The 26,261-nt window shown below is 50.3% G+C and carries 30 protein-coding genes; 3 read left to right on the top strand and 27 right to left on the bottom strand.

Features of this window, described 5'->3' with window-relative positions; genetic code table 11:
• Nucleotides 1-6: 6 nt before the first annotated feature.
• Entirely contained in the window at nucleotides 7-1,809 is a 1,803-nt protein-coding gene (locus tag ACLQ3M_RS11640; RefSeq protein WP_411677860.1) for a VirD4-like conjugal transfer protein, CD1115 family, read from the bottom strand.
• Between the two features lie 304 nt (nucleotides 1,810-2,113).
• Between ACLQ3M_RS11640 and ACLQ3M_RS11635 the strand changes: the two genes are divergently transcribed.
• Nucleotides 2,114-2,347, top strand: coding sequence for a DUF3781 domain-containing protein (locus tag ACLQ3M_RS11635; protein ID WP_411677933.1), 234 nt, complete (start codon nucleotides 2,114-2,116; stop codon nucleotides 2,345-2,347).
• A gap of 38 nt (nucleotides 2,348-2,385) precedes the next feature.
• On the opposite strand, the gene ACLQ3M_RS11630 is transcribed toward ACLQ3M_RS11635, so the two are convergent.
• The 12 genes from ACLQ3M_RS11630 to ACLQ3M_RS11575 all read right to left on the bottom strand — a co-directional run bounded on the left by ACLQ3M_RS11630 (nucleotide 2,386) and on the right by ACLQ3M_RS11575 (nucleotide 14,270).
• Nucleotides 2,386-3,318: a DUF3991 and toprim domain-containing protein gene (locus ACLQ3M_RS11630; RefSeq protein WP_411677859.1), complete on the bottom strand. Its 933-nt coding sequence runs from the start codon at nucleotides 3,316-3,318 to the stop codon at nucleotides 2,386-2,388.
• 14 nt (nucleotides 3,319-3,332) lie between these two features.
• Nucleotides 3,333-6,131, bottom strand: a complete 2,799-nt coding sequence (mobP3, locus tag ACLQ3M_RS11625) for a MobP3 family relaxase (protein WP_411677858.1) — start codon at nucleotides 6,129-6,131, stop codon at nucleotides 3,333-3,335.
• Between the two features lie 85 nt (nucleotides 6,132-6,216).
• Complete coding sequence (locus ACLQ3M_RS11620; RefSeq protein ID WP_411677857.1) at nucleotides 6,217-7,050, bottom strand: hypothetical protein; 834 nt, start codon at nucleotides 7,048-7,050, stop codon at nucleotides 6,217-6,219.
• A gap of 39 nt (nucleotides 7,051-7,089) precedes the next feature.
• On the bottom strand, nucleotides 7,090-7,530 hold the full coding sequence (locus tag ACLQ3M_RS11615) for a hypothetical protein (RefSeq protein ID WP_411677856.1): 441 nt from the start codon (nucleotides 7,528-7,530) through the stop codon (nucleotides 7,090-7,092).
• 116 nt (nucleotides 7,531-7,646) lie between these two features.
• Nucleotides 7,647-7,934 carry a hypothetical protein gene (locus ACLQ3M_RS11610; protein ID WP_411677855.1) on the bottom strand — a complete coding sequence of 96 codons (288 nt, stop codon included), beginning with the start codon at nucleotides 7,932-7,934 and terminating at the stop codon, nucleotides 7,647-7,649.
• A gap of 104 nt (nucleotides 7,935-8,038) precedes the next feature.
• Nucleotides 8,039-8,452 (bottom strand): hypothetical protein, encoded by a 414-nt coding sequence (locus tag ACLQ3M_RS11605; protein ID WP_411677854.1) that lies wholly within the window; start codon nucleotides 8,450-8,452, stop codon nucleotides 8,039-8,041.
• A 394-nt stretch (nucleotides 8,453-8,846) separates the two neighbouring features.
• A complete protein-coding gene (locus ACLQ3M_RS11600) occupies nucleotides 8,847-9,095 on the bottom strand; it encodes a DUF6103 family protein (protein ID WP_411677853.1) in 249 nt (82 codons plus the stop codon).
• 19 nt (nucleotides 9,096-9,114) lie between these two features.
• Nucleotides 9,115-9,738: a DUF6329 domain-containing protein gene (locus tag ACLQ3M_RS11595; protein ID WP_411677852.1), complete on the bottom strand. Its 624-nt coding sequence runs from the start codon at nucleotides 9,736-9,738 to the stop codon at nucleotides 9,115-9,117.
• A gap of 15 nt (nucleotides 9,739-9,753) precedes the next feature.
• Entirely contained in the window at nucleotides 9,754-10,845 is a 1,092-nt protein-coding gene (locus ACLQ3M_RS11590) for a M23 family metallopeptidase (protein ID WP_411677851.1), read from the bottom strand.
• A gap of 6 nt (nucleotides 10,846-10,851) precedes the next feature.
• Nucleotides 10,852-11,355 carry a gamma-glutamylcyclotransferase family protein gene (locus ACLQ3M_RS11585; protein ID WP_411677850.1) on the bottom strand — a complete coding sequence of 168 codons (504 nt, stop codon included), beginning with the start codon at nucleotides 11,353-11,355 and terminating at the stop codon, nucleotides 10,852-10,854.
• A 26-nt stretch (nucleotides 11,356-11,381) separates the two neighbouring features.
• Nucleotides 11,382-12,425 carry an amidoligase family protein gene (locus ACLQ3M_RS11580; protein ID WP_411677849.1) on the bottom strand — a complete coding sequence of 348 codons (1,044 nt, stop codon included), beginning with the start codon at nucleotides 12,423-12,425 and terminating at the stop codon, nucleotides 11,382-11,384.
• Between the two features lie 15 nt (nucleotides 12,426-12,440).
• Nucleotides 12,441-14,270 (bottom strand): VirB4 family type IV secretion system protein, encoded by a 1,830-nt coding sequence (locus tag ACLQ3M_RS11575; protein ID WP_411677848.1) that lies wholly within the window; start codon nucleotides 14,268-14,270, stop codon nucleotides 12,441-12,443.
• A 149-nt stretch (nucleotides 14,271-14,419) separates the two neighbouring features.
• On the opposite strand from ACLQ3M_RS11575, the gene ACLQ3M_RS11570 reads away from it, so the two are divergent.
• A complete protein-coding gene (locus ACLQ3M_RS11570) occupies nucleotides 14,420-14,839 on the top strand; it encodes a nuclear transport factor 2 family protein (protein WP_172634805.1) in 420 nt (139 codons plus the stop codon).
• Nucleotides 14,840-14,919: 80 nt separating this feature from the next.
• Here the strand turns inward: ACLQ3M_RS11570 and ACLQ3M_RS11565 are convergent, their stop codons facing one another.
• From ACLQ3M_RS11565 to ACLQ3M_RS11550, 4 genes are read right to left on the bottom strand one after another with little or no spacing between them, the layout of a single operon-like run.
• Entirely contained in the window at nucleotides 14,920-15,510 is a 591-nt protein-coding gene (locus ACLQ3M_RS11565) for a hypothetical protein (protein ID WP_411677847.1), read from the bottom strand.
• A complete protein-coding gene (locus tag ACLQ3M_RS11560; protein ID WP_411677846.1) occupies nucleotides 15,503-15,772 on the bottom strand; it encodes a hypothetical protein in 270 nt (89 codons plus the stop codon). Before ACLQ3M_RS11560 ends, ACLQ3M_RS11565 begins: the two co-directional genes overlap by 8 nt.
• 12 nt (nucleotides 15,773-15,784) lie before the next feature.
• The gene (locus ACLQ3M_RS11555; protein ID WP_411677845.1) at nucleotides 15,785-16,351 is read right to left on the bottom strand and encodes a hypothetical protein; all 567 of its coding nucleotides are present in this window, start codon (nucleotides 16,349-16,351) and stop codon (nucleotides 15,785-15,787) included.
• A complete protein-coding gene (locus tag ACLQ3M_RS11550; RefSeq protein ID WP_411677844.1) occupies nucleotides 16,348-17,250 on the bottom strand; it encodes a conjugal transfer protein TrbL family protein in 903 nt (300 codons plus the stop codon). The genes ACLQ3M_RS11555 and ACLQ3M_RS11550 overlap by 4 nt, the downstream gene beginning before the upstream one ends.
• Nucleotides 17,251-17,394: 144 nt before the next feature.
• Here ACLQ3M_RS11550 and ACLQ3M_RS11545 point away from each other — a divergent pair, with 144 nt between their 5' ends.
• Nucleotides 17,395-17,565, top strand: a complete 171-nt coding sequence (locus ACLQ3M_RS11545; protein WP_411677843.1) for a hypothetical protein — start codon at nucleotides 17,395-17,397, stop codon at nucleotides 17,563-17,565.
• A gap of 7 nt (nucleotides 17,566-17,572) precedes the next feature.
• Here the strand turns inward: ACLQ3M_RS11545 and ACLQ3M_RS11540 are convergent, their stop codons facing one another.
• The 10 genes from ACLQ3M_RS11540 to ACLQ3M_RS11495 all read right to left on the bottom strand — a co-directional run bounded on the left by ACLQ3M_RS11540 (nucleotide 17,573) and on the right by ACLQ3M_RS11495 (nucleotide 26,250).
• On the bottom strand, nucleotides 17,573-17,911 hold the full coding sequence (locus tag ACLQ3M_RS11540; RefSeq protein ID WP_411677842.1) for a DUF3852 domain-containing protein: 339 nt from the start codon (nucleotides 17,909-17,911) through the stop codon (nucleotides 17,573-17,575).
• An 82-nt stretch (nucleotides 17,912-17,993) separates the two neighbouring features.
• Nucleotides 17,994-19,733: a hypothetical protein gene (locus tag ACLQ3M_RS11535; RefSeq protein WP_411677841.1), complete on the bottom strand. Its 1,740-nt coding sequence runs from the start codon at nucleotides 19,731-19,733 to the stop codon at nucleotides 17,994-17,996.
• A gap of 68 nt (nucleotides 19,734-19,801) precedes the next feature.
• Nucleotides 19,802-20,317 (bottom strand): DUF6550 family protein, encoded by a 516-nt coding sequence (locus tag ACLQ3M_RS11530; protein WP_411677840.1) that lies wholly within the window; start codon nucleotides 20,315-20,317, stop codon nucleotides 19,802-19,804.
• A gap of 96 nt (nucleotides 20,318-20,413) precedes the next feature.
• The gene (locus ACLQ3M_RS11525) at nucleotides 20,414-20,959 is read right to left on the bottom strand and encodes a hypothetical protein (protein WP_411677839.1); all 546 of its coding nucleotides are present in this window, start codon (nucleotides 20,957-20,959) and stop codon (nucleotides 20,414-20,416) included.
• Nucleotides 20,956-21,351 carry a DUF4320 family protein gene (locus ACLQ3M_RS11520; RefSeq protein WP_041700882.1) on the bottom strand — a complete coding sequence of 132 codons (396 nt, stop codon included), beginning with the start codon at nucleotides 21,349-21,351 and terminating at the stop codon, nucleotides 20,956-20,958. The genes ACLQ3M_RS11525 and ACLQ3M_RS11520 overlap by 4 nt, the downstream gene beginning before the upstream one ends.
• 12 nt (nucleotides 21,352-21,363) lie before the next feature.
• Entirely contained in the window at nucleotides 21,364-22,233 is an 870-nt protein-coding gene (locus ACLQ3M_RS11515; protein ID WP_411677838.1) for a secretion protein F, read from the bottom strand.
• Between the two features lie 5 nt (nucleotides 22,234-22,238).
• The gene (locus ACLQ3M_RS11510) at nucleotides 22,239-23,168 is read right to left on the bottom strand and encodes a type II secretion system F family protein (RefSeq protein WP_411677837.1); all 930 of its coding nucleotides are present in this window, start codon (nucleotides 23,166-23,168) and stop codon (nucleotides 22,239-22,241) included.
• On the bottom strand, nucleotides 23,165-24,604 hold the full coding sequence (locus tag ACLQ3M_RS11505) for an ATPase, T2SS/T4P/T4SS family (protein WP_411677836.1): 1,440 nt from the start codon (nucleotides 24,602-24,604) through the stop codon (nucleotides 23,165-23,167). Before ACLQ3M_RS11505 ends, ACLQ3M_RS11510 begins: the two co-directional genes overlap by 4 nt.
• Complete coding sequence (locus tag ACLQ3M_RS11500; RefSeq protein ID WP_411677835.1) at nucleotides 24,601-25,416, bottom strand: AAA family ATPase; 816 nt, start codon at nucleotides 25,414-25,416, stop codon at nucleotides 24,601-24,603. Before ACLQ3M_RS11500 ends, ACLQ3M_RS11505 begins: the two co-directional genes overlap by 4 nt.
• The gene (locus tag ACLQ3M_RS11495; RefSeq protein ID WP_411677834.1) at nucleotides 25,417-26,250 is read right to left on the bottom strand and encodes a Flp pilus assembly protein CpaB; all 834 of its coding nucleotides are present in this window, start codon (nucleotides 26,248-26,250) and stop codon (nucleotides 25,417-25,419) included. It lies immediately after the preceding gene.
• Nucleotides 26,251-26,261: the final 11 nt, after the last annotated feature.

The following is a 26,261-nucleotide window of genomic DNA, read 5'->3' as shown; positions in this document are numbered from 1 at the left end:
ACCTCCTTAATCCGTGCGTAGTGGCATAGCAGGAGGCTCCGACTCATACTCCTGCACCAGTGTGTGCAGCGCACCCCCTCTGCGGTCATCATCGGGAGGCTCCGGAAATTCAACAAAGTCATCCTCGTCATAGGTACAGCCTCGCTGGAGAATTTCCTGTTCCAGCTCGAAGCGGTCGGCATATTGAACCTTTCGGGTGGCACATTCCTCCACCTCAAAGCCTTTTTCAAACCGAATGCCCCATTTGAGAAACAGCGGCAGCTTGGTGCGCATGGGACAGTAGCCGGTCTTGGCCAGAATAAAATTGCCTTTGGGTAGGGTTTTCAGCTCATCCGGTGTCATCAGCGGCCTTTGGATCATCTGCAAACTCTGGCTAGGATCGTTCTTGCCTCTGCTGATGGAGCCGGACATGACGGTCTTGTATCCCAGCGCCCTTGAGAGGATGTCGGCGCTTTCGGAATTCGGCGCAAAACCTCCGAACAGAATGTCTTGACAGTTATCAATGATGATAGCGGAACCCTCCTTGCCGTAGTTTTTCTCAAGCTGGGCAAAGGACTGGATGATGGGTACCATACTGATGCGGCGGGAACGACCTGCGGAGAACATCATCTCCATTGACTGGATTTTCGGGATGGTTCCGATCTCATCAGCGAAGATCATAACCCGGTTAGGGAGCTTGCCGCCGTATTCATCGGCAACGGTCAGCATCTCCCGGTAGAGTTGCTGCAGGAACAGAGACACCATAAAGTATTTCGTGTTATCTTCCTCCGGCAGCACGATAAAGATGGCACATTTCTCCTTGCAGAAGGTTTCCGTGTCCAGTGAGCTATCAAAACACAGAATCTGCTCCATCTCGGAATCTAGAAACGCATTCAGTCTTGACATGGCGGTGGACAGTACCGAGGCCATCGCTTGATCGGCAGTATTGAGAGCGGCTCCCGCAAACCATCTCGCCTTGTGGTCGGAGGGCAGTTTATCCATCAACAGCTGAAACTGACTTTTGTTCTTTACCGGTGAGGGAGCTAGCAAGTCCTGTATCATTTTGAACACCGATATGATGTGCCGTTTCTCCGGAGGACAGTATTCCGCAATCAGCAGAATCACCGAAGTCAATAATCCCTCGGCAGCATCATAAAAGAAAGCGTTCTGCCCATAGCTTGCCGAGTCCTCACCGCTGCTGGAGATAATCGTTTTTGCAGTAATCTTGGCATACTTCTCGGCCTTGGCTTTCAGTGCAAGGTTCTCTGAATTTTTCATGTAGGCATCCATATAGCGGTTCACTAGCTGCAGGATGTTATCGCCATCCGAACGGGTGGGGTTGCGTAGATCCAGCACCGATATTTTGTAGCCATAGTAATCCTTTGCGATGCCTGCATAGTTTCGGAATAAATCTCCCTTGGTATCGGTGCAGAGCCAGCTCATGCCGGAGGCACAGGCGTATTCAATGTTGGGGTAGAGAAAGTTTGCGGTTTTGCCGACACCGGCAGCGCCGATCATAAGGCAGTGAATGTCGCCATCATCAATGAGGGCAGTGGTAGAGACTGCCTTTTGCTTGCAGCCTACTACAAGCCCCTGCAGAGCAGGTAAATTCTGCCCACGCCGCCATTTTTCCGGCTCGTAGGGTACATGGGCGTATGTCCGTTTGATTTCGCTTTCTGTGGCGAAACGGGCGGTACCGTGCTGACCGTCACCGACCGTTTTGGATTTGATGCCGCTAAGGGTATAATAGTGTGCTAAAAGAGAAAGACCGCCGATGACAGAAAACATCACGGCGACCACTACTATGAGGATATATACTTGGGATGGCATAGGGTTCTCCTTTCTTTTCTGTGATTCTTATAGTAAAATAAGTTCATGATAACCAGTGAGGTAAAACACTATGGAAAATTACAAGCCTGAAGAATTAACCGAGGCACTCCGCGCCATCAATTCCATCATCCACAAATGTGAGAAGGCACAGGAGAAGTTCCCGGAGGGAAATTCACAGCATACTCTTCTGCGAAACCGATTAAAAGCAATGTATATTGCAAAAGCATTGATTACAGATGAACTGTCTAAATTGGAGCCAACCATAGAATCACAAATTATATTTGATGATAACTGCAGTTCTGAACTGTTGCTTTCAAACTTGGATCAACTGCACACTACGAATTTGGGTGTGGAACGCATCCGAAAGAATCTGCGTTTGGACACAGATGATGTGATCGGTTGGTGCAGAGAAAAAATCAAAGCCGCAAATGCCAGCATCACACGAAAGGGCAAGAACTGGTACATCACCGTGGATGGCTGCGAGATTACTATAAATGCTCACAGTTACACCATTATCACCGCACACAGACGAACATAAAAAAGCATGACTGCCAATGAAACGGCTGTCATGCTTTTTTATCTCATCACCATAGCCGGTGTGGTCTGCTCCTGAGAATACACTGCTTTCAAATCCTCATTCCAATCCTTATGTGACGAAACATCATACACCACATCTTCAAATCCTTGCTCCCGCAAGTTTTTATGAATACGGCTGGCGGCTTTGAGTCCGGCATCATCATTATCAAGGCAGAGTGTAACCCTTTGAAGTTTCGGATACAGCTCCAGCAGCTTCAGGATCGGCTGCTCCGACACACCGTTCAGCGCCACATAGCTTGCGTTTTTCCAGTTCTGCGGATGCAGGCTGATGTACGATAGCAGATCAATCGGTGCTTCAAATACAAACAGGTTGTGGGGATAAAGATTTTTTGAGATGTAATGAAAGCTATAGGCCGGATGGCTGCCCTCCACATTGATGCGGAAGCTACTGCAGGTTGCCGTGCTTTTCTTATGGGCATGGCGGGCAATGTCTTTTTCATCATAACCCACGAACACAGCGTTGTGGTATTCGGCATCCTCAAACAGCAGATTTTCTCTGGCAAACTCGGACAGCACCTCCCGGCTGATGCAGCGTTGCTTGATGAGATAGGCAAACACCCGGCGCATATCCGTGTGCGCTGGCGGCAGAGCAAAGGGCTTTCGCTGTTCCGGCTCGCTACTTTTGCTGTGCTGCCGGTATTCCACGCCCTGTTCACCGCCCAGCAGTAGGCTGACTGCCTCCGGGAAAGACAGGTTGTAGAGCCGTTTTACAAGGTCGATAGCATAGCTGCCCTCCTCAGAAGCGTGATCATACCAGCGGTTGCTCCGAACCGTGATGCTGTGATCTCTGGCCAGCCGCTTATCTCTGCCGGAGGGTAGGAGCTTTTCACCCTGCCGCTGTAGGAAATCCACCAAGTCTACGGAGTTGGCACGTTCCTTTTGTTCGTCTGTAAAGTAGATGTAGCCTGACACAATAAAACCTCCTATCATAAATGAATTTGTGGCGCATGGTCATCCCGCTTGTGACCCTGCGCCTGCTTTTTCTCCTGCAGCTTCCGTCTACGCTTGCGGTCAATATGACTGGCAGCGATTCCTGCAGTTCTGCGATAGTCCTCATGGAACAAATTCTCCAGCCGATGCATCAGCCGGGTGGCGGCCAGCAGCACCGAGGGATTGCGATAGCTTTCTATGTTGTCAATCAGGTACTGCGCATAGACATTGCCCTGCGCCGCAGACAGCCCCAGCCAGTAAAGACTCTTTTCCTTGTCACGGGGAACCTCACCGTCATAAAAATACTGCTTACCGAGAGAATACTGAGCAAACTGATTTCCCTGTTCAGCAGAGGCAGTCAGCCAGCGGATGGCGGATTCCACATCTTTTGGAACATCTTCCCCTTGGAGATAGAGCTTGCCGAGTTGGTAAGCCGCAAACTCATTTTTCTTCTCTGCAGATAAGGTGAACAGCCGAATCGCCTCACCGACATTCTTGGGAATGCCGTCAGCGGTAAGATACAACTTCGCCAAGTCATACCCGGCATAGGCATTGCCAAGGTCAGAGGAAAGTGTAAGCCACTTGACCGCTTCCAGAATTTTCTTCGGGATATCCTCACCTTGGAGATAGAGCCTGCCAAGTTGGTAGGCGGCATACTCGTTTTTCTGCTCTGCGGCAGCTGTAAACATAGATACCGCCTTTAAAATATCTTTCTCCACATGATTGCCATCCCGGTACAGCTTTCCGAGAGCATACTGCGCTCCGGCGTTTCCGGCTTCCGCTGCCTTGATCATCCACGCTATGGCCTGTGCGGAGTTTCCGATACCGGTTTCCAGACACACCTTGCCCAGCAGATATTGGGCATTCACATTTCCAAGCTGCGCCGATTTCTCCAGATAGAAAACCGCAGCCTGCGCATCCTTTTCTGTGCCGGTTCCGGTATAAAGCATCTGACCGAGTCGGTATTGCAGTTTATCATCGTGGCTGTCCTTTTCCAGACGATAAGACCCGGAAAAGGCGGCTTTGAAATGCTCATTAGAAGTAGGGGCATCCACCGGTGTGCTGACACCGTCACGGTACATCTTGGCAAGCTCATAATCTGCATATGGATTTCCCTGATCGGCGGACAGAGTATAGAGCCGGAGCGCCTGTGCATAATCCTGCGATACACCCTGCCCACGGTAGTAAAGACTGCCGAGGGAATATTGGGCGTATTTATGATTTTTCTCTACCGCCTCCTGAAACCATGAAGCCGCCTGCCCATAGTCCTGCTCCGTGCCAAGACCGGCGGCATACATTTTGCCGATGCGGTATTCCAGATAGGGTTTGGGCTTTTCTGTTTCTGCGGATAAAAAGGCGGACAGCGCTTTTTCATACCATTCGTGAGCGGCCTGTAAATCAATCTCACGACCCAAGCCATCAGCAAACATCCTGCCGAGGTCATGCATGGCAAGAGCATTGCCGGATTCCGCTTCCAGCAAGAACAATTGATATGCCTTATCAAAATCCTGCGGTACATCCTCGCTGCCGTAGAGATACTTTTTCGCCTGTTTGTACTGCTTGCTCCACTCAGCGCGAAAGACTACATCAGCTGGCTCCATGAAGGCTTCCTCCGTCTCACCATCCGCAGACTCCGGCAGCTCCGGTTCCGTTGCGGCTTCATCCTCAAATGAAACATGGTGACTGCTTAAGCGTAACGCTTCGGCAATCACCATGTTTTTGATACTTTTAAATTGTTTTTGCTGCGAGAGCGGAGGAAGAGGCGGCAGCTTGTTGGTGTAAGTTTTAAGGATTTCATTTTGCCAATCGTTCCATGCCCGGTACAGCTTGTCGATCCGTTCCTCCTTGGCAAGCTCATCCACAATTCGGTCGATGATAGTTTTCACATCAGCCTTGAGGTATCCATACACCTTTTTGCCTCCTGTGTTCTGGAGCCTCTGAGCCAACAGCAGCAGATCTGCTTCAATGGTTTTATTTTTACAAAAGCCACCCTGCACCTGAGGCAGCAGTTCTGCCATAACATCGGCGGCACCCTGCTTGAGCTGGCTGCGGGCTTCGTTCTGATGCTCATAAATATGAGCAAAGTCCTGACGGAAAATATCGTGTGCCAGTTCTGAGCGCATGGCTTCGATGGCAGGCTCAGTGAGAAATCCGTCATTGTCCTTGGCGGAGTAGACCATGAGATGCACGTGAGGATGATGGCTTTCATTGTGGAAGGCGGCATACCAGCGAAGGTTCTCGCTGTCTATTTTCATATGCTTGCAGAGCATGGCTTTTTTGCTGCGCAGTAAATCCTGCCACTGCTTTCCGCTGTCGTATCCGAGCCTTGCGGCATCCTCCCGGCGCAGGCTGATGACATGAGTCCAGACAGCGCCCTTGTGGTTGCACACATCCTCCTGCACCTGCGCCAGCACCACCGGAACTCCCGCATCAGTAAACAGACCATGCTCTCCGATCCGCTCAACACGGGGACGGCCTGCGATGTACTCCACATAGTTTTCACGCTTACCAATGAGATTGAGATTCTGTTCCAATGCCAGAGAAATAAATTCGGTAGCGTTGACGATGGTGGGGTTTTCACAGTAGTCGGCATACTCCAGCATACCCTTGGAAGAGGGAATATCCCGAACGAGCTGTACGATGAGTTGCTGCTGTTTTACCGTAGCCGGTAGCAGCAGCTTGCTCTTGTCTATTTTCTCAACCCCATCACGGGTTCCGATGTACTTCACATAGTTTTCAAGCTGGGCTGGCGGTGCATCCCGCGTATATTGCGAGGTAAAGATGATTTTCGGCATGGCGACCTCCTTTCTGAGTTTTGGGTAAAAGAAAAGAGCGACCACTTGTGGCCACCCTAAAACGAACAATAATCCATTAACAATCTTAACTATTAATTTTTATTACATCCATGATCTGATCCGGATTTATTACAGTGTTCTGTTTCATATAAGCATATTTATCTAAACTGATGTTAGAATTGGCAACATCAATAGCAAGTGACCACATCCAATTTTTCAGCTGACTCCAATTGTCAAGTTTATCATCGTCAAAATCATATTTATCTGTGTAACACGCAAAAGAATACCATGCTAATTGGTTAAAGTTTACAAGCATATACAATAAGTATCCTTGGCACTTGGCAGACCACTCATCTTTGATATGAGATAGTTCGGGAGCAAGATTTGATATGGTAAATAGAAATTCGGGATAGAGATGAATATTGGTTCCGTATTTTTTTGCATCTTGTGTATAGAAAAAGCCATTGATTTGATTATCGAAATAAATCTTTCTGCCGATTTCTTTTATATTCTTTTCGATTTTACTTAAATTATAGCTTTTATCTCTGTATGAGTCATAGTCAATATTGTATTCTAAGTCATTCCATATCATCCTTTTAGCCTGAACATCAAAGGTTAAACCATGAACCATAAGAAAATTATTTAGCGGAGTATCTTCGGATAGTACTTCTTGTAGGTTTTTAACTCCGTGTTCTTTTATATTTTTACACTGATCATAATTTGATGTTACATGGAGTACTAAAAAGGCAACATCTTCTAAATCCATCGCCTCTAATTTATCGCTATGTTTTTCAAGAAAACGATTATTATCCGCATCGCACTCAATATAATATTCGTGTATATAGTCAGAGCCTGACAATCCCAAAAAGTCAAGCAAACAATCAAACGCTTCGTTAGGGCTACTGATATTAAAGGTCATTTTTGCCTCTCCAATTTTTATATAAGCTCTTTCAATAAGTTAATCATTTCGTCTTGTAACTTCTATTTTTGTAGCTCCACGCATAAGTCCATTTTCAAACAATACCTGAATATCAAAATATTCGGTTTGATATTTCAGTTTTGTCTCCAGCTTATCATCGCTTTTGATTTGTGTAATTACACCTTGAATCTGTCCAGAAGGAGCAATCTCCTCCCTAACTAAACTGGAACACTGACTTTTCTTTTTACCTAATAGCTGATGAAATATTTTTTCTATGTAGTCTTTATTCTGACTATTGGATTCTATAATTTGATCAGCAAAATTATAAGTACTTATAAGAAGTCCAGCCGCATCAGTATAGCTGATAAAGCTGTCTTTTTCTTCCCCTGTTTCAACACACTTGACGCGGTATGTTCTGCCTCCTTTTTGAGATGGCAGTTCTTTAAATGTATATTTATCTTGTTTAAATATATTTTCCATTTGGCTTCACCTCTTAGTTTGTAATTTAAATATAATTATACCACCTCCACTGCCAAATTTCACCACCAATATGTAAAACGGCCTCCGCTCCCGCAGAGACCGCCTACCTATGTTTCCTACAACGCACCCAGCTTTTTGAGCAACTCCACACAATCCTTTGCACCCTGCACATAGAGATGCTGGCATTCGTGATCGGCAATGAGGTTTGTTTTCTCAAAATAATCGGTAAGAATTTTCTGCTGATCTTCCGGCAGTGAATTGACAATCTCTTGAGCCTGAGAACTAAGAGCCTTTACCTCAGAATAGAGCTGCAGCTCGCTGTCATCCAGTGCTTCTTTGCGCTTTTCGATAGCAACTTCCGTCAGATCTCGGATGACTGATTCAAAGATTTCACTTTTCTCCATTGTACGTTTCCCTCCTTTCCCGGCACTACAACGCTGTACACCAACATATAAACGGATATGCTTTCATAGTCCATATCCAAAAGAAACAAATTAATCTTACAATTTTAGGTTCGCCGCTTTTGGTAGTTATATGCATCCTCGAAATCAACCGCACCGTTGATCCGTTTTACTTCTTCCACACATTTTAAGTGTAGGCTTTGAAGAGCCTGCTCGTCAACCGCATGGGTATAAGCCACCACATGAGAAAGCTTGGACAGCTCGGTGGCGATTTTGAAATCCATTCTGGCCAGACGATTTTCCGTATCCCGGATGGCGCTGACGAGGACGGAGGATAAACTCTGCAGCAGATAGTTTTCTATTTTCTGCGAGGTGAGATATCCGCAGTAAAACTTCAGCGCCTCAGTGACGAACTCATTTCGGGATTTCACATTGGCCTGCTCCAGCAGCTCATCGCACCGATCCAGCACTTCTTTTTCTATATAAAAGCCGGTGCGGACTTTTTCAGGTGCCTTTGCCATATTGCCTCCTTTTCTCTGTGAATATTGCCCCTTTATGCAGTGGAAGTTCCGGAAAATCCCGGTTTTCCTTGTCTTTTGCTGAAACCAGCATAACAAATCGGGCCTTCGGGCAGAAAGTTATGTAACTTCGCAATCCCCGAACGGCTTTGCCGGTCGGTGTTCAGGGGAGTTATGCTGCCAAAGCAGCATAACTCCTTTAACCTGCACCACTTTCGACCCTACCGGAACGCTCTCATTCTGAGGATTTATCGCCGCATTTGGGGCTTTCTCACATTCTCTCCACACGGGCGCAACGTGGGCAATATGAAACTCATTGGTGTCAGGATGCCACTCTGACCGCCAAAAGGTCACACAGGGCAACACCGCCGCCCACATGCCCAGACAGCGTTTCTGCTTATGTCAGTCTGTTATCAGAACCGCCAGTCGCAACAGGGCGAACCGGTCTTTTGAGTTTTGCAGCAGACTCACGGGAGAGCTTATCGTCAATGTACTCACGGGTGGTCTGCGGAACGTGCTTTTCATAAAGCTTCTGGACGGTATCCTCCAGCTCCGTCTGCAAATCCGTATCTTTTTTGGCCATATGATAGGTCAGGGCATCCAGTTTCTTGCTGTCAAAGCTGATGGCCAGTGTTGCTTTTTTCATCGTAGTTTCCTCCATTTTATCATTTCATTTCGAGTGACTGAGAGAGTGTATCACTCTCTTGTGTCACCCATTTTTCATAGTCAGATACCGGGCAGTACCCAGCAAGCATGACGGAGAATTCCTCTAAGCGGGAGGGCTTCACCTTGTCCAGCTCCATCTGCAAGCCGTAGTAGCCGTTGTAAATCCTGACCACCTCGGCATCCAAAACATCAGCCCATGCCGCTTTCCCGGCATCGGTCAGAGTGTGTTCATCCAACTCCACGATGGTGGCAGGCTGCACCTCCACATCCTTGAGGAGCAGATGGAGATTCTCCCAGCGGGTGCGGAGCAAATCTTTCAGCCTACTGACCGGGGCGATCAGCCCAGAAATATTGGGAACATAGGAGGCATACCGGCAGTAGCCGTAGCCCTCCGATTCCACCAGCAGTCCGTCGTTTCTGCCCTCGCCGGTAAGCAGCAGGCAGTGATACACACCGCTGCTGTCGCAGTGCATATGCTCTATATTTTCCTGAATAAAGGCATACTCCCGCTGAGAATTTTCCAGCACAGCTTCAAAAACTTCAGCGGGAAGCCGTAGGGTTTTCGATACTTCAAAGCTCCGAAGATCAAAATCCGAGGGCTTTCTTTCAAAGATTGCTTTCATATCATGCCGCCTCCTTTACGGCAAAAACTGTCTTGGATTCACTTTCTTACCGCCGATGCGCACCTCCAGATGAAGGTGGTTTCCGGTGCTTCGCCCGGTGCTGCCTACGGCGGCAATCACATCGCCCTGCTGTACCGTCTGCCCGGAACGCACATATACCTTGGAGCAGTGACCATATAAAGTGACCATGCCATCTCCATGATCAATAACCACATGGTAGCCATAGCCGCTACTGCCGGAGTCTTTTACATAGCTGACCACACCCGTGCGGGCGGCCTGTATCGGTGTTCCTTTTGGTGCGCCCATGTCGAGGCCGGAATGACCCTCGCCGCCACCGCCGCCGAACGGATTCGGCCTCCAACCGAATTCTGAGGTGACCATACTACGCCAGTTAGCTCCAAGGGGACTGGCAAAATCACCGCCGCCGGTGTAAATCTCACCGTCAAACACGCCGCCAGACCATTCATCCTCACCGATGCTTCCATCTCTCGGTAGTCCGTGACCATAAAGCACACGGCTGTAAATCTGCGCTGCATTTATCTTGTTTTCCTCTGTGATGGTTCTTTCGAGGGAGCTTTCAAGGCTTGCATATATTTCATTCAAATCGGTAATGGGAACAGCCACCGTGTAGGTTTCCTCCGTTTCGTTGCCGTCCGCATCGGTAACGGTGCGCTCCTCGTACCGGACGAAGCAATCTACAAAGGCTCGGTAATCGGAAGCGTTCATCCGCAGATTTTCAGCGCCGAAATACAGAGAATAAAAAATGGACTTTATGCGGGTGCTGTCGATGCTGCCGCTTTCGATCATGGGCGTAATCTCAGACACAGCTTCATCCAAATCAGAGAAGCTGCCCTGCATATCCTCGATGTACTGCCGGTACTCAGCTGGCACCTGCGAGGATATACTCCCGCCGTGAAAGGTGAGATCTACAGCGGAATTGTTATGTTCTGCGGTACCGGACAGCAGGCTCATAATCATAACGATGATTAAAATAAACGGGGTGAGAATGGCGGCAATTACCATGCCCACCGCTTTCCATGTCCGTTTGTCAGTGACTGCGGCGATTGCCGCTTTCACCGCAAGGGTAATGGTTGCCGGGTCTGCCATCGGTGATCACCACCATTTCTGTTCCCAAAGGTTGAACTGCGCATCCTCCGCAGCCTGCTGCTCCTGCGCCAGTCGGATGGATTTCTCCACCGCCTGATCCAAAAAATCCGTATCAAAGCCTGCGGTTTCATAGCCCTCGGCGATGGTGTGCAGATAAAAATCCGAGGGTGCGCCGAACTCTCTGCCGTCATTCATGATGTACACCATCGCATTGATCGGCTTGCCGTTCAGCTCTACCTCCAGCATTTCCTTGCGGTAAAAATTCGGGTAGCCCTCGTAACGGTCAAGGGAAAGCTCATCCTGCGGCCTGATTTTCCATAGAAGCACAGGCACGGAGCTGCCCTCCAGCGGCTCAATGGTGGCTACGGCACCACGGCTGCCGCCACGGAACAGCAGCTCATATCCCTTGACCTCGCTGGCTCCCACCACCTTGGCGGTGGGGCAGCGGAATGCCATCTGCGGCAGATGAAGATTGCTGCCATAGGCAATGTATAAGCGGTTTTTCGTCATGGTTTCCTCCTTACATTCACATAAATTTACATATGCATAGTAAAAGCCGGGGCATTTTCTGCCTCGGCTTCGGTTGGTTCGGGAGCGGTGGGCTGGGCTTCTGTGGAAGCCTGCCGTGCCTGCTCCAGCTCTTTTTCTTTTTTCTGCCGCATCCGTTCCTTTTGTTTTTCTGCCTGCGCCGGATCACGCCAAGCAATGCAGCCGTCCAGATTCTTCAGCAGATGCTCACGAGCAGTTTTGAATTCATCCCCAATCAGCCCCAAGCGCAGCAGCCAAGTGCGAAAGGTGTACTTCTCGTTGGTGGTCTGCGTCTTGGTTCGGCTGGCGCAGCGTTGATTGAGCGCCTGTGCGGAGATTGCCATGCACAGTTGGATGTAGGCCTTGATTTTTCCGGCATGGGTGGTTCCGTTGAACAAACGGAACTCCACCGTACCTTTCTGGAACACTGAATGAAGATTCAGGCAGTGGTACCGGCTGTCATCATAGTGGATGTTGCTGCGGCTCTCGCCGTTGTACCAAATGCGACCGACCTGATCCAGTGTCCGGGGCTTTCTGCGGTTCAGCTCCTCCAGAAACCGGTTGTCCACCGGCTTGCACCAGCGATGCTGTCTTGCTACCGATACCTGAAGCGCTTTATAGATCAAGTCCTCCTTGGCGGCCATGATGTTGGTGATATTCCGCAAAGTATTCGCATCAAAGGGAGAGGCATCCACATGAACATGGATGCCGCAGGAGCTGTTGGCAATGGCACCGGCCTCTCGGAGCTTTCGCACCAGCTCCTGCACTTTTTCGATGTCCTCCCAGCGGCAGATGGGGCTGACCATCTCGGTTTTGTATTCATCCGATGCTGCGACGGTCTGTCTGCCGTTTTTTCTCTGTGGTGTTATGCTGGCATCGCTCATAAATTTCCACTTGCGGCCTTGGGAGTCGATAGCGGCGTAGGTGTCGTAATAACTGCCGTCATACACAGCCGTTGTACCAAAATAAGCGGCAGCAATATCGGCGGCAGCTTTACGGGTGATGCCGGTCAGCTCCACCTCAATACCGAAGCGCTGATCTTTCATGTCCATTTTTCTCACCTCCCATTAACGGCCACCTGCCTTTCCGAACAACTTCGCCTTATGCTCCGGAGCGTTCACCATCAGGTTATACCGCTCGTTGCCGCATTTGTAGAGACACACGCCACGCTGCGGGTAACGGATCAGGTTGTATTCGCTCTGCTCCAACTGGAGGGTGTCAATATAGAACTTGGCATCAATATTTCCGGCGTTAAACAGGAACTGATGAGTAGGGATGCTGAACAGGGGCTTGGTATATTCCCGGATGCCCTCGATGTTGAAGTCCTCCAGATTCTGCGAGGCGATGATTACCGCCGAATCCTTTTTACGCACACGCTTGGAAAAGTTGCGGACGTACTCAACGGCGGTGAGATTGGTGAGGAACAGGTAGAATTCATCGATGCTGGCGGCGGTGTTTCCGTTGGTCAGAAGCTCGTTGCTCATGTAGGATAAAATGTTGAACAGCAGGGCGTTTTTCAGGCTTTTGCTTGCCTGTAATAATCCTTTCACCCCAAAGGTCACAAAGCTGGAATCGGTGATATTGGTATGTCCGTCAAAGAATTTCGACTCCGCACCCTTGCAGATGGAGTGCAGTCCCAGCAGGATATTCTGTAAAAGCTCTGCGGTGTAAAGCTGGCGGCTGTTCTCGTCAAAGGCTTTGTATTCTTCTTCAATCAGCGCATACAGATCCGACAGGATGGGATAGTCCTTGGCAGTTAGCCGGTCGAACTTGGTACTGTCGCTGATGCCGAACTTTGCGTACAGCTTCTGCAGCATGATTTCGATGGTGTCGATCTCCCGGTCAGTAAAGTCCTTATAAGTTCTGAAAAAGTCCTTGAGAAAGGAAATATGCTGACTGAGCTTGCTGCTGATGCGGAAGGTCTGCGGGGCATCCTTATCCTCCGGGCTGCCGTTTTCATCCCATGTTTTCGGCTCCAACACATTGATGATGAATTCGCCAGACATGAGGTCAATGAAGCAGCCACCGAGGTTGTTGGTCAGATCCTCGTACTCCATTTCAGGATCGAGTGCGGTTATATTCATGCCTGATTCCCGCAGATTGCACAGGATGAGCTTGAGAAGATACGACTTTCCCTGACCGGAATTGCCGAGAATCAGGATGTTTGCATTGGTCTTGTCATCGGCTCGCTTATTGAAATCCACCAGCACATTGCTGCCGAACTTATCCCTCCCCACATAAAAGCCGTTTGCATCTGTTTTACCTGAGTAATTAAAGGGATAGAGGTTCGCCACACTGGAGGCCGGGAGAACACGCTCGAACTGATAACGAAACACATTAAAACCGCTGGGCATCACGCATTGGAAGCCCTGCTGCTGGCGGAGCATCAGTCTGTCTACATTGAGCTTAGAGCGGATCAGCTCGGTCATGACTTCTGTCTGCAACAGCTTTAGTTGATCCAGATCATGTGCGGACAGCTCGATGTACACAGCCGAGTGGATGAAGGGTTCCCGATTCCGATGCGCCTGCGCCACGATGGTGGCTACATCCTGCAGATTGCTTTCAGCCATGACGGTCTGCTGCAGATCGTTGGTGTTGGATTTACTCAGGCGGTTTTTATTGGCGGCGTTGCTGATGATTTTCTTTTCCTCCACCGGCGTGACATGGCGGGTATAGATACGCAGGGTCACGCCATCCTTTTCTCCCAAGTGGCGGAGAATGGCCTGTTCCTCAGTGGCGGTGGGGTACTCCCGCAGCGCCCAAACGCAACGGTAAGTGTTCCCGCAGATGAAGTGGTCGGTGTTGAATTTGACCACCGAGGGGGCAACCATATCCAGAAATTCTTGGATTCTGGCATCCTCCTGTGGCGGTGATTGGGGCTTTCTTTTTCTTGCCATTGGCGTTTCTTCCTTTCTGTATTTTGATTTTGGATATAGGAAAAGCCGCCACGTTTGTGACGGCTCCAAGTAAAATGGTTCACTTTGATAGAGAAGTGAGATATAATTACTGTACACGACAGATACGAGGAGGCTGAAAAATGATTCCTATACAAAGTAGAGAAAAAACTATCAGACTTTGGTTTGATATGTGGCTGCAAAAACAAGATTTAGGGATTGCAGATATTTTTTCATATGATGCAATTTATATTGAAAGTTGGGGACCAAAATATAAAGGTAGTGAACTAATCAAACATTGGTTTACAGAATGGAATAACCGTGGAAGCGTACTTGCGTGGAATGTAAAGCAATTTTTCCATAAAGAAGACCAAACGTTAGTTGAATGGTATTTTAAAAACACTATGGTGGATGGCAGAATAGAAGAATTTGACGGTATTTCCCTTATCCAGTGGACACAGGATGAAAAAATATGCTTTTTAAAAGAATTTGGATGTAACATAAATAACTATAATCCCTATCAAAATAGCCTAACACCACAATTTAAAGATCAAAACGCAATATGGTTTTAACTTTTGTAGTGCTTATATAACAAGCAAGATAGGGAGTTAAAAACGGGAAGTCAAGAACACCCTCTTGACTTCCCATTTTTCTATTCGTTCCAAATAACCCATCTCTCGCCATCGAAATCCTCGAATTTTTCGGTCGTGACATTCTGCTCAAAATAAACCGCAAGGATGCGCTTGATATCCTCCTTGTCCGCTCGCTTGACGGAGAAGCCCTGTTCTTTCAGGGACTTCTCAATGCGAGACAGGTATGGGAACACCTCTTTTTCTTTTTCATTCCACAGGCGGATCATGATTAAAAATTCCCTTGCGGTGGCCATCTGCACCTGTATCCGATCAAGAAAGGACAGGTCTTTTTCAAGGAGCTTTCGTACCACGGGATTCTGCTCCTGCTCCATGCGGCTGCGGAGAAACCGCTTATTGTCCTCGAAGTTTTCCCGGCTGTTTAAGCACAAAATCTCGATTTCGGCGATTCCCTTGAGAACCGTCATCAAGGCATAGATGCGGGTGCTGATGCTGGCCTCGGAAAGCACCGATATGTTGCTGGGCTTGATGATGAAATACACAAGCTCCCCATGCCCATAGGTCTGCAGGCTGTATTCAGTGATTTCCTTGGTACCGATGAGCTGCCGGGTGGAGGCTCGCTGTTTTTCCTCCTGCTTTGCTTTTTTACTCATTTGACGTATACCTCCATTCATAGAATTGCTGCTTGGTAATAAAAAAGGCACAGGCATACCGGAGGAAATCCAGAATGCTTGTGTCCTCAAAGCGGATGGTTAAAAAGGCGTAGACGGCGGTCAGAACAATGGGAGGCACAAAGCCCATCTGGGAAACCGCAAGCACAGAAATGAGCAGCGCCACACCGATGATGCCGATATCCCGCAGCTGCCACAGCCACAAGGTCGCCTTTGCTCTTAAGTGATCAGGGTAAATATACATGAGGCACCTCCCTTACATCCGCATGGAAAAACCGGAGCCTTGATTCAGCGACCGTTCCATTTCTTTAGCGGCATAATGTACATTGGGAGAATAACAGGATTCATTCAACCGCTTGGCATAGCTTTCAGCCTGCTCCATCGTGTCAAACTCCATCGGCTTGCCGCCGTGTTTGCACCAGCTTTGAGCGGCTCCGCACACCGAACCGGCACTGCGCATCGCCCACACACCATATTTCTTTTCCATCGTAAAACCTCCTTGGATTTGTTCTGCGGATATCTCCCGAACAGGGATACCCAACTTTTTAGCTTCTTTCAGCTCCATCGCCATGCCGGTGGAAATTCGGCTGCCGCAAAGCCACAGCTCATCGCAGGCCTCCAGCACACGATACCCCATGCGAAGACCGGATTCCCGCTGGATGGGGTCATTGTCATCCAAAAACTGCGGATACAGAAGATGGACAGCTATCGGCGTACAATTCTGCTCCATTGCATAGCGGCAGGCCGCCTTTGCAAATTCCACATTCTGTTGTATGTCCCCGGCGTAGGGTGAGGCGATATAGACCAGCTTGTTCTCACTCATTTCGCCACCGCCTGTACCACTGTTTTGGTCATATTTACCGCCGTCTGCGCCGCATACACCGTACTCATGAGGTTGGCTTTGGTGCTGGTGTCCAGTCCGAACTGTCCGGCAATGCGGGGAATTTCACCGGCTGCCAGCATCAAGCCAAGCCCCAGCAGCGCATGGTCTTTTACCACCATGAGTCCGGCAATCAGCACCGTTGCCTGTAGGAATGCCGTAAGACACAGACCGATCACCTGCTTGCACCACGAAACAAAGCCGTCAATATATCCACGGGGAACACTGAACATATACAGGCTCCCCACAGCAATCTGAATGAGCAGGATGCCACCCCGTTTGAGGTTGGCGAAGAACACTTTAATGACCGCATAGCCCATCAGAATCAAGATAAAGATCATCATGATGGGGCTTGTAATAGCAGACAAGCCGCCGAACACATTGCTGGTCATGGCCTGCTCCAGATTCCCCGCATCCTGCAGGGAGGCGATAATACCTTGGGCTACCGTTCCGAAGTCGGTTCCAAGGCCGGTAATCCCGGCAGTGAAGCTGCCCTGCAAAGACACCGACAGCTTATACAGCTCCACCGGCACCGTAGTGAACAGCCCCACAGCCATGAAGCCCTTGATAGCGTTGAGGGCAGTATCCTTGATGCTGCCTCTGCCGGACTGAGATTCAATCCCGCATTCAAAGGCAGCCACCACAAGGCCGACACCGTAGAGCGCCCACGCCAGATAGGAAAAGAACAGCACGATGGACTGCACCCAGCTCATTTCGAACAGGTCAGCGCCCATGTTTCCCATCTGCATAAAAAAGTCGCCGAGGAAGCCCACGATCTGACCATAGATCCAATCTACAATCTGACCGAGGACAGTGTCGGCAACAAAATCCCAGATAAACATTTGAATTTCACCTCTTTCATAACTGCCGCTTCCTCCCACACCGGCCAGCTTTTTTTCCTGATTTATGACTTGACAATTAGTCCTTTCAGAGCTTTAATACCACACAACGGAGGCCGCCGAAATAATTTCAAAGGAGGTATTTGTGTGGCAGATTACAAAAAGCTCTACTATAAAATGTTCAACACAGCAACCGATGCCGAGAAGCTCATTTCTCAGGCTGCTTGTATCATGCGCACCGCCCAGCAGGAGTGCGAGGAAACATATATGGATGCAGATGAGACCCCGCTGTGCCTGACGGATAAGCCGGAGGAATAACCCTCCGCTACATCCCCAGCACCTGCCAGATGTATAAGGGAGCGGTCAGTGTGAACACTAAGCAGGCAAACAGGATTGCCGGAGCCGCCCATTCCATCTGGCCATGTTTGCGATATTCAAAATAACATGTGCCTAACTTAGCAAAGAAAAACACGGCCAGAATCAGGTCGATGGCGGGGAACACCACCTTGTTGACCACGGTTTTAATCTGTTGGGAGGCCGTTGTCCACGTTCCCTCAATGGCTCCGGCTACATCACCGGTTCCCGCTGCATAGGCTGTTGTACTGAACATCAGGCACAGCATCAGGGCAACGCACAGGAGCATTGCAATTCGTTTCGATTTCATTGATTTTCCACCTTTCATCATAGGGTTGAAAACAGCAAGACCGCAGCTTTCGATTGGCTGCGGTCTTGCTGTTTCTCTGTTCTTAATGGGGTTTCTGCGGCGCAATGTGCCAGTCCGTCCATAAATTATCCCGGATGGTAACGCTGTCCGTGAGATTTATGGAGAGCATCCCGGCGGGTGACCAGCAATCAATCAGCCATGTGTACGGGGTATAGCTTCCATCCGGGAACCAGATGGGTGAAAAATGCGTCCTGCGGTTATAGGTGCTGTAGGAGTTTTTCTGAAATTCAAACCGGGCGCTGTAGCCTGAACTCATACGCTCCAGCAGCCGCCAGTAGGTTTGATACCCGAATTCCGGGAAATAGGTCACCGCAGTCTGCGCTCCGGTTACCGCCGAGGGCTGATTCGTGCTGACTCTGGCAGAAACCGTTTCATTGATCCCATAGCCGGATTTCATCGTCTTGCCGCTGGCGGTTGGATTTTTGTCATCGGGCTTGATTGCCATGCTTGCCGACAGGCTGGCCTGATATCGGTCGAGGTCAAACTCCCACCAGCCCTCATCGACCCATTCGCCGTCATCCTCCCAATGACCGCCTCCGTCACCATCGCTGTACCAGTTCCAGTCGCTGTGCCATACCCAATGCTCTTGCCACCAAGGCCGCCATACCGTCCAGCTCGTGGAGGTCTGCTGCGGATTATTGGGAACAGTGGATTTTCTAAAGCTGTCGTTGCGGTCATCTGCCACAGGATTGGGCGGCGGATTCTTATCAAGGTCAACGATATTTACGTTAATTGTCGCCTTGCTGAAGCTGCCGCCTCCGGACACAGAAACGGTTATCGTCATCTGCTGTGGAGTATTCGGCGTTGTCCAGCGTATCCACGCCAATTGACTGTCACCGTCCGGATAGTAGATGTTGCTGACCCGGTAGCTTCTGCCGTTCACATAAAAGGTAGCGGACACCGGATGATCCGGATCACTCTGACCGCCGCTGACTGTAATCGCTGTGGTGACCTCGGTGTTCACCCGGTATTCGTAGTTATATGCCGAAACATTGGGCGGCTCGGCAGGCGCATCCTTAAATCGCACGACGCCAAGACCAAGAGCTGCTTTAATATCCGCATTGGAAGCGGCCTTGCTTTGGCTGCCTGACCATGCCGGATAGCCGAGATCCGCCACCTCCAAGAACATGGCCAGCGGCAGATTTTTATGGGATAGTGATACCATCCTCCTGCGCAGGAGGCCGCCGACCTGTTCGTCATACATGGCGGCTTCTGTGGCTGTGGTGGCAATCATCACACCCTCGAATTTATAATAGGCGATGGGTTCCAGTAATATTTTATACTCGCCGCCAATCAGCACATCGTAGCTCATTCCGGTGATCTCTGCGATACGCTTTACCACATATTCCGAACAGAAATAACTCTTGATGGCTTCGATATTGTTGCTGCCATTGGTGCTGATGATCTTCGGCATTGTCTGTCCCGGATTTTTAAAGGTATATCCACCTTTTGTTGGTGACAGGCTCATGCCCCCGTTATATTGCAGCTTACTGACTTTTCCAAAATGATAGATGCCAGAAGAAGGTGTCTTATTGGTAAAATCAAAAGGAGTCGTAACCACTGCATGGTCACTTGCCCGAACCACCGTTACCCGCACACCCTCATTTCCGGGAGTCCACGAGTTGGTGCTGGTACCGTCACCCATGCCGCCGCCACCGCCGTCCACATTGCCGCTGCCGCCTGTATCCGCATAAGCATTCATAGGAAAAACAGCAGCGAACAGGATCGCCATTGAGAGCAGCACTCCCATAAATCGCTTCATAAACTCTCCTTTCTGCAACAAAAAACACGGCGTTAAACCGTGTTTCCTTGCTGTTAATATATTTTTTGTCAGTCCATTTCCCCAACCTGCTTATTGATATCACCATCACCATCTACATATTCGCCCTGATTGGCACCGCCGTCCGGCACATTATCAAATCCCGGCAGGCCACCGCCGTTTTGCGGCTTGCTTTCAGCAGCCGATTTCTTTTCTGTATCCTCCGGCTTGTATTCCGGCGGCTTGGACGGGTTCGTGGTATCCGCATCCTTTGGCAGCTCAGGCTTTGCAGGAGCTTCCGGCTTTACCGGATCGGGCTGGAGCTTCTGCTCCGGCAGATCGGTTTGCGGAGACAGCGTTTCCGAGCTTTCCGGCTCCGGTGTGGGCTGCGGGGAAACCACCACCTCTTTTTTCTCTGTGCTATTCTGTATATCAGGAGCCACATTCGAAGAACTAACCGGCTCCTGTGAAGAAGTATCCGGCCTTACGGGTTCCTTGGCAAACCGCATCCCGATGGCAATCACCAGCGCAAGGCCGATGACCGCAGCTCCCGCAATGGCAAGCCTCCGTTTCGTTTTATTACCCATATAGAAAACCTCCTTTGAAGAAGTGTAAAATGTTACCTTTTGTATTTCTCACCATACTACAATTTTTTTCGGAAGTCCAGACAATTACCCGAACAGTTAAAACACCTCGGTGTATCCCGCCTGAACTTTGAGCTTGATCTTCATGGGAGCCAACTCCTTGCCGCCGAAATAGACCGGTACCTCCAGCCAGATTACCGCATCCGCTTCAAAACGCTGTGCGTTTTTAGTGGAGGAAGGAGCCAGCGGCGCATTTCGGATGGTAACATCCAAGCCGGAGAGTTTGTACTCCAAAGCATCTCCGGTATATTTTACATGGTAACCGCCTACATTTTTTGTGCCGAGGACACCGTCCATGTAACCGTAAATATCACCGGTCTTTACGCTGTAGGAAAAGGAGGAGCCGTTCGGCTGGTAGCCGCCGCTGTAGCCCTCCCGGACACCGTGATACACATCGGCATAGTTGTCGTTGACTGTTACAATAATGGCATCCTCCAAGGCTTCTTTTACACCGGCGGCAATGATATTCAGCCGAAAAAACTCCATCACGCCGCACAGGATAATCACAAGCGCCAGCGTAATGGCTACCACCAAGGGGAAGCCGTTCCCGGCTTTATCCTTGAGAATGTATCTTAGCTTGTTCATTTGTGGTACACCTCGCTTTTGCCGGAGGCCTCCGAGCGCAGGGTGATTGGGAACGAGCCAAACCCGCCGAATAGCCCGATGTTCTTCTCTAAAGTCAAGGTCACGGTGATTTCCTGATTCAGCTGGATATTCCCGGTCTTTGACCATGAAATTCGAGGACTCAACCCGGTCTGCTCAGTGAGAACCGCAGCACGGCGGCTGGTTTCGCTGCCCACCCTGCCGCTGATTTCTGCTTCCCGGCACAGCTCGGTGGCATAGGTATCCAGCTGGTTCTTTGCGATAAACACCGGCAGCACCTGCACAGCCAGCGCAATCACCAGCATGGCGCAGAGGACAAGGACACATACATCAATGTAGCCCTCGCCATGTTTGGATTTTAAGATTTTCTTCATGCTCACCCCTCCCTAAAACATCCCGCCAAGGGACTTGATGATCTCATAGGCAATAATGGCCAGATAGGTAAAGAGGAAGCACATCAGCATGAGAAAGGAAAACACACGGATTTTCGGCGGTATTTTCTGTGCCTCGCTCTTGAGTCGCTGCAATTCCAACTGCTTGAAATCATGCGTCAGCATCTGAAAATACACCGTGCTGTCATCGCCACGCAGCACACCGATGAGACCACGCACCACGTCGGACAGCATGGGCGAATTAAGCCTTGCCTCAAATCGGGTAAGGGCGGCCTCGTAGCTGGAGGAGCGCATATCCGCTGCCAGCATGGTTAGCTCACCGGCAAAGGCTTCCCCGGCGTTTTTCTTGTAGTTCTCTATAATCGCCAGCACATCACGGGAGGCTTTGAGTTCCTGTTCGATGTTGGCAACAAAGCGGGGCAGCTTCTTTTCTACGGAGGCTCGCTTTGCGGAGAGCTTTTCATCGGCCTTTTTGGTTTCCTTAAAATACACCATGACCGCAAGGAATACCACCACCGGCACCAGCAGGGGAAAGATAAACCCAGCCGGAACTGCCAGCAGCAGAATCACTCCGGATTTCACCAGCGCATAGGCCTGATAGACCTCCGGCTCCATGTTCATGCCGGTGGCTTTCAGCACATTTTTGAGCCGATGCCTGCGGTATTCGTCCATGCGGATGAGCTTGGCGAGCTTTACCGCCCAAGTCATGAGATAGGCTTCTAAACTCCTTGCCACTTTTTTCTCTGCCCTTGTGGTATTGAGCATGGCCTTGGCGGTGCTGAGGTACGGCAGGCGCAGCACGTCCAAAAGGAGAAAGAACAGCCCCGCCGCAAAGGTGACTCCGAATAAAAACAGTAATCCCATCCTCATCACCTCCTGTACTCAATGGGCTTGGTAAGCCGAAGTACACAGGCCGTAGAGACAAAAATCAAGGCGGCGCTGATGGCCAGAATGATCTTACCCAGCGGCGTGTGCATCAGCGTGTCGTACCAGCTTTTGTTGAGTAGATACATGAGCGGAATGTTGCCGATGACGAAGATGACCATGATAATAAATTCCTTGCGGGGTTCAAAGACAAGGTATTCCAGCTCGCCGTTTACAATCCGCATATCACTGAGCTTGCTGACAATGGGAGTAAGGGTAACTTTCAGGCTGCGGTCGTGCTGGCAGTCGCACAGGGCATCGCACCATTCCCGAAACACCTCGTTGTCGATTTTGGTGCGCAGCACTTTGATGGCTTCCAGCACATCCGGATCAATGAGTTTCACCCGAAGGACAAAATCCTTGAACACCTGATGCACGGGCGGGTTCAGATAGTGGAGGTTTTCCTCCACAGCCGTGAGGATATTCTCACTTCTCAGGTAGGCTGTGGTTACGATGGAGAGCGCCGTTTCCAGCTCGGCAGCAATGTCCTTTTTGAAATGGCTGGCGGTGAGCTGCACATACCAAAAGGGCAGCATCATAAAGCCTGCCGCCATCACCGGAGCCAGAAAGAAATTGCCCAGCACAATGGCGATGGAGGCACCGATGGCGAACAGTAGCAGGGAGCAGGCGCAAACCAGAGAGAAGCGGTTGCTTCTGCCGGTCATGGCCAGCACCTCCTGTGCCATCTGGATTTGCCGCTTCAGGAATCCCGGCTTTTGGCGGTGCTGTGCCGCCTTGATTTCGTCCTTGATGGACTTCTTTTCTCTGGTGAGAAAGGAAAACAGCCCATCGGTGAATTCCATCGGCTTTAGGCCGAGTAGAAGAAAAAAGCCTGTAATCATTCCGACACAGGCCAAAAGTTGAATGGTTGTCATGCATGACACCTCCGTTCTTCACTTAATTTGGACGCAGGCGGTAACCCTCCAGTGTCATCAGGTGTTCCAGTGTGCGAATTGCCAGCGGCGGCTCGCCGCCCTCCTTTCTTCAGAAGATTGATGCGTTCCTGCGGCATTCCGTTTTCCAGCAGCCTCTTGCACAGGCTGTCGGAGATGGGATTCACCGTTACATGGTGTCCGGTAATGAAAAACTGGTTGTCCTCATAGCGGTTTTCAGTAATCTCATACCGGAACAGGGTACGGTAATTCCTGCTGTTGTCCGGCAGGATTTCGCATTCCATGATTTCCATAAGCCGCCGCTGCTTGTTTTCCAGCTGCTTGCAAAATACGACAATAGGATAGGCTTCCGTCACATAGCCCATGAGGGTTTCATCCGACATATCCACGGCTCGCTTGCACAGGGAAACCATGCGGCGGTAGGTGGATTCGCAGGAGTTGGAGTGAATGGTGGTGACTACCGCCACACCGGTTCTGGCTACCTCCTGTGCGGCATTGGCTTCCGCACCACGCATTTCACCGACTACGATAATGTCAGGATTGAAGCGCAGGGAAATATCCACAAGGTCGATCTGCTCAATGCGGTACAGCTCGTTCTCGCTGTTTCGGGTGAGGGTATGCACCACGGAATTGGTGACTCTGCCGTTCTGTTCCCGAATGAGGGACAGTTCCCGGCTGCCGTTTTCAATGGTGAAAATACGCTTGTTATCGGGAATGGTGGTTAGCAGCCAGCCTGCCACGGTTGTCTTGCCGCTGCTGGTGGCTCCTGCGATGCACACCGAAATGCCATAGCGGATGCATTCCGAGAGAAAGTCCAGCATTTCAGCGGTAGCCGTGCCGCCGTCTATGAAATCTTTCTTTTCCATATGGTTGGGATTTACGATACGGATGGAGGCGGCAGCGCCGATATTGGCATCCACAATGGGGCTTTTCATGACGGCAATCCGGATGTTTTCCGCAAGGGTGCCGACCACCAGCGGGGACTGATCATCCAGAATCGTGCCGGACACATGAAGCATCCGGCGCAGCACATTAATGCAGTGTTCGGGGCTGTCAAAGTGTTCCGTGAGCTTTTCGCAGCGTCCACCGGCATACTGGATTTCAATATCCCGCCAGCTGTTGATGTCGATTTCTTCGATGCCATCGCTAAAGATGTACTTGGTGAGAAAGGAATACTCGGCCATTTCTGTGTAAAGCGCATCCACCAACTGCTGCGATGTCATGCCTTTGACCGCCACACGGCTGTCCTGCACAAACTTGGCGATGTACCGCTTGATATTGGCCTTGGCTTCGGTGGCATTTCCGCCCGACAGCAGCTCACTGTGCTGACCGGCGATATATTCCTGCACCTGCTGCAGCACACTGTGAAAATCTCCGGTTTCCTGCTCCGGGGTAAAAAACAGATTATGCCTACTCATACGCCGAACACCTCCTCCGAGATTTTCTGTATCTCTTTTCGGAAGCCCCGGCTGTCTTTCAGGGATAAATCCGCAAACAGGTTCCCGGCCAGCACCTGCGCCTCCAACTCCGGGGAATGCGGGAGGGTAAACACAGCGCTGCCCAGCACCTGCTCCATGTTCTGGCTGGCTTCGTTGGACTTCACATTGCTGACCGCCTTGTACAGCTTGTTAAAGTCAAAGCCTGCCATCCGCAGATATTCCTGCTGGCTGGACAGGTAGCTCACCGATTTCAAATCACAGTTAATGAGCCGCAGCACCGCATCGGCCTCCAGAATGGCAATGGTGGACAACTCGTCAAAATAGATGGAGCTGCCGCAGTCGATGATAACGTGGCTTTCCATATCACGCAGCACTTCGAGCAGCTCCCGCAGCAGCTTCTCGTTCACCGGCGGATAGCAGTTTTCGTTTTCTCCTTTTTGCAGGCCGATGACCGCCAGATGGCTCATGTGCTTATGGGTGTTGCAGTTGTTTTTCACCAGCGATTCGGTGATGGAATTGGCGGCCAGAATACTTCCCAGCGAATGACCGCCATCTAAATCTCCGGGCGGACAGATGCAGGGTAGCATGGGCGTGGTGCAGTCGCATAAAAGCAGCACCACGTTCTTTTTTCTGTCTGCCAGATATTTCGCCAACTTCACCGCCACGGTGGTTTTGCCACAGCCGGAGCTGCCCCAAACCGCCAGTACCTGTGCGCCTTTATCCGGTTCTGTTTCCTGTAACTCAGAATTGTTCTTGTGGCTGAACAGGCCGCCTTTTTTGAAGTTCAGCATTTACTCAGCCCCGCTTTCCACCGGTGGTTCCGCAGGCGTTTCCGGCTGACTGGCATCCTCGCTTTCCTGAGATTCCGTTTTGTCCGGATACATCTCGGAAAGCACCGAGTCCTGCACCTTTGTAAACTTTGCCGCATTTTCCTTGCTGCCACGGTAAACGAGGGACACATGAAGGGTGCCATCCGTTTCCAACTCGGCAAGGATTTTGCTCTGTTCCGGCGTGACCAGCAAAGTGACGGTAGCAGGCAGCTCTTTTTCATCCGCATCTGCCTGCTCCGAAGACGGATTGGATTTCCCATTCTGCTGGTTGGCATCGTAGCCGCTGTCTGCGGTGACGGCGATGACCTCCACATACTGCAGCTCCGGCGGGATCACCGTCACGCCCTGCTTTTTGTAATCCGGGGCAACGATAGACACGATATCCCCGGAGATCAGCTTACCGGACAGCCCTGCAGCGAAGCTCTTGACCGATACGGAGATGGCCTGTTTTTCTCCGGTCAGGCTGTAGAGATAGGCGTTCTCCGCAGCCGGGGTATCGGCAATTTTGGAGGCGATGATATAATCTCCCGGCGCTAAGTCGGCGGAGGCGAATTTACCGATGACGTTGTCCGTCTGCCTGACCACGTCCTCCGGCAGATTGTAGCCGCCCACCTCCACGGCCTGTACCATGTCCTTGGTGATGGCCTCCCCGATTTTGATGGGCTTCATAACCCGCACAATCTGGGCTTTCTGGCTGATGCTTTGGTTGAACAGCGGCGTGATCGCAAAGCATATCAGAAGCGACAGCACAATGCAGACCACGCCGATGACCGTTCTATTTTTGAAAAAGCTCATGTCTTAATTCC

The sequence above is a fragment of the Caproicibacter sp. genome, assembly GCF_046707225.1.
Taxonomy (GTDB): Bacteria; Bacillota; Clostridia; order Oscillospirales; family Acutalibacteraceae; genus Caproicibacter.
Note: the sequence above shows the minus strand (reverse complement) of the source record. Positions and strands in the feature narration are given on the sequence as shown.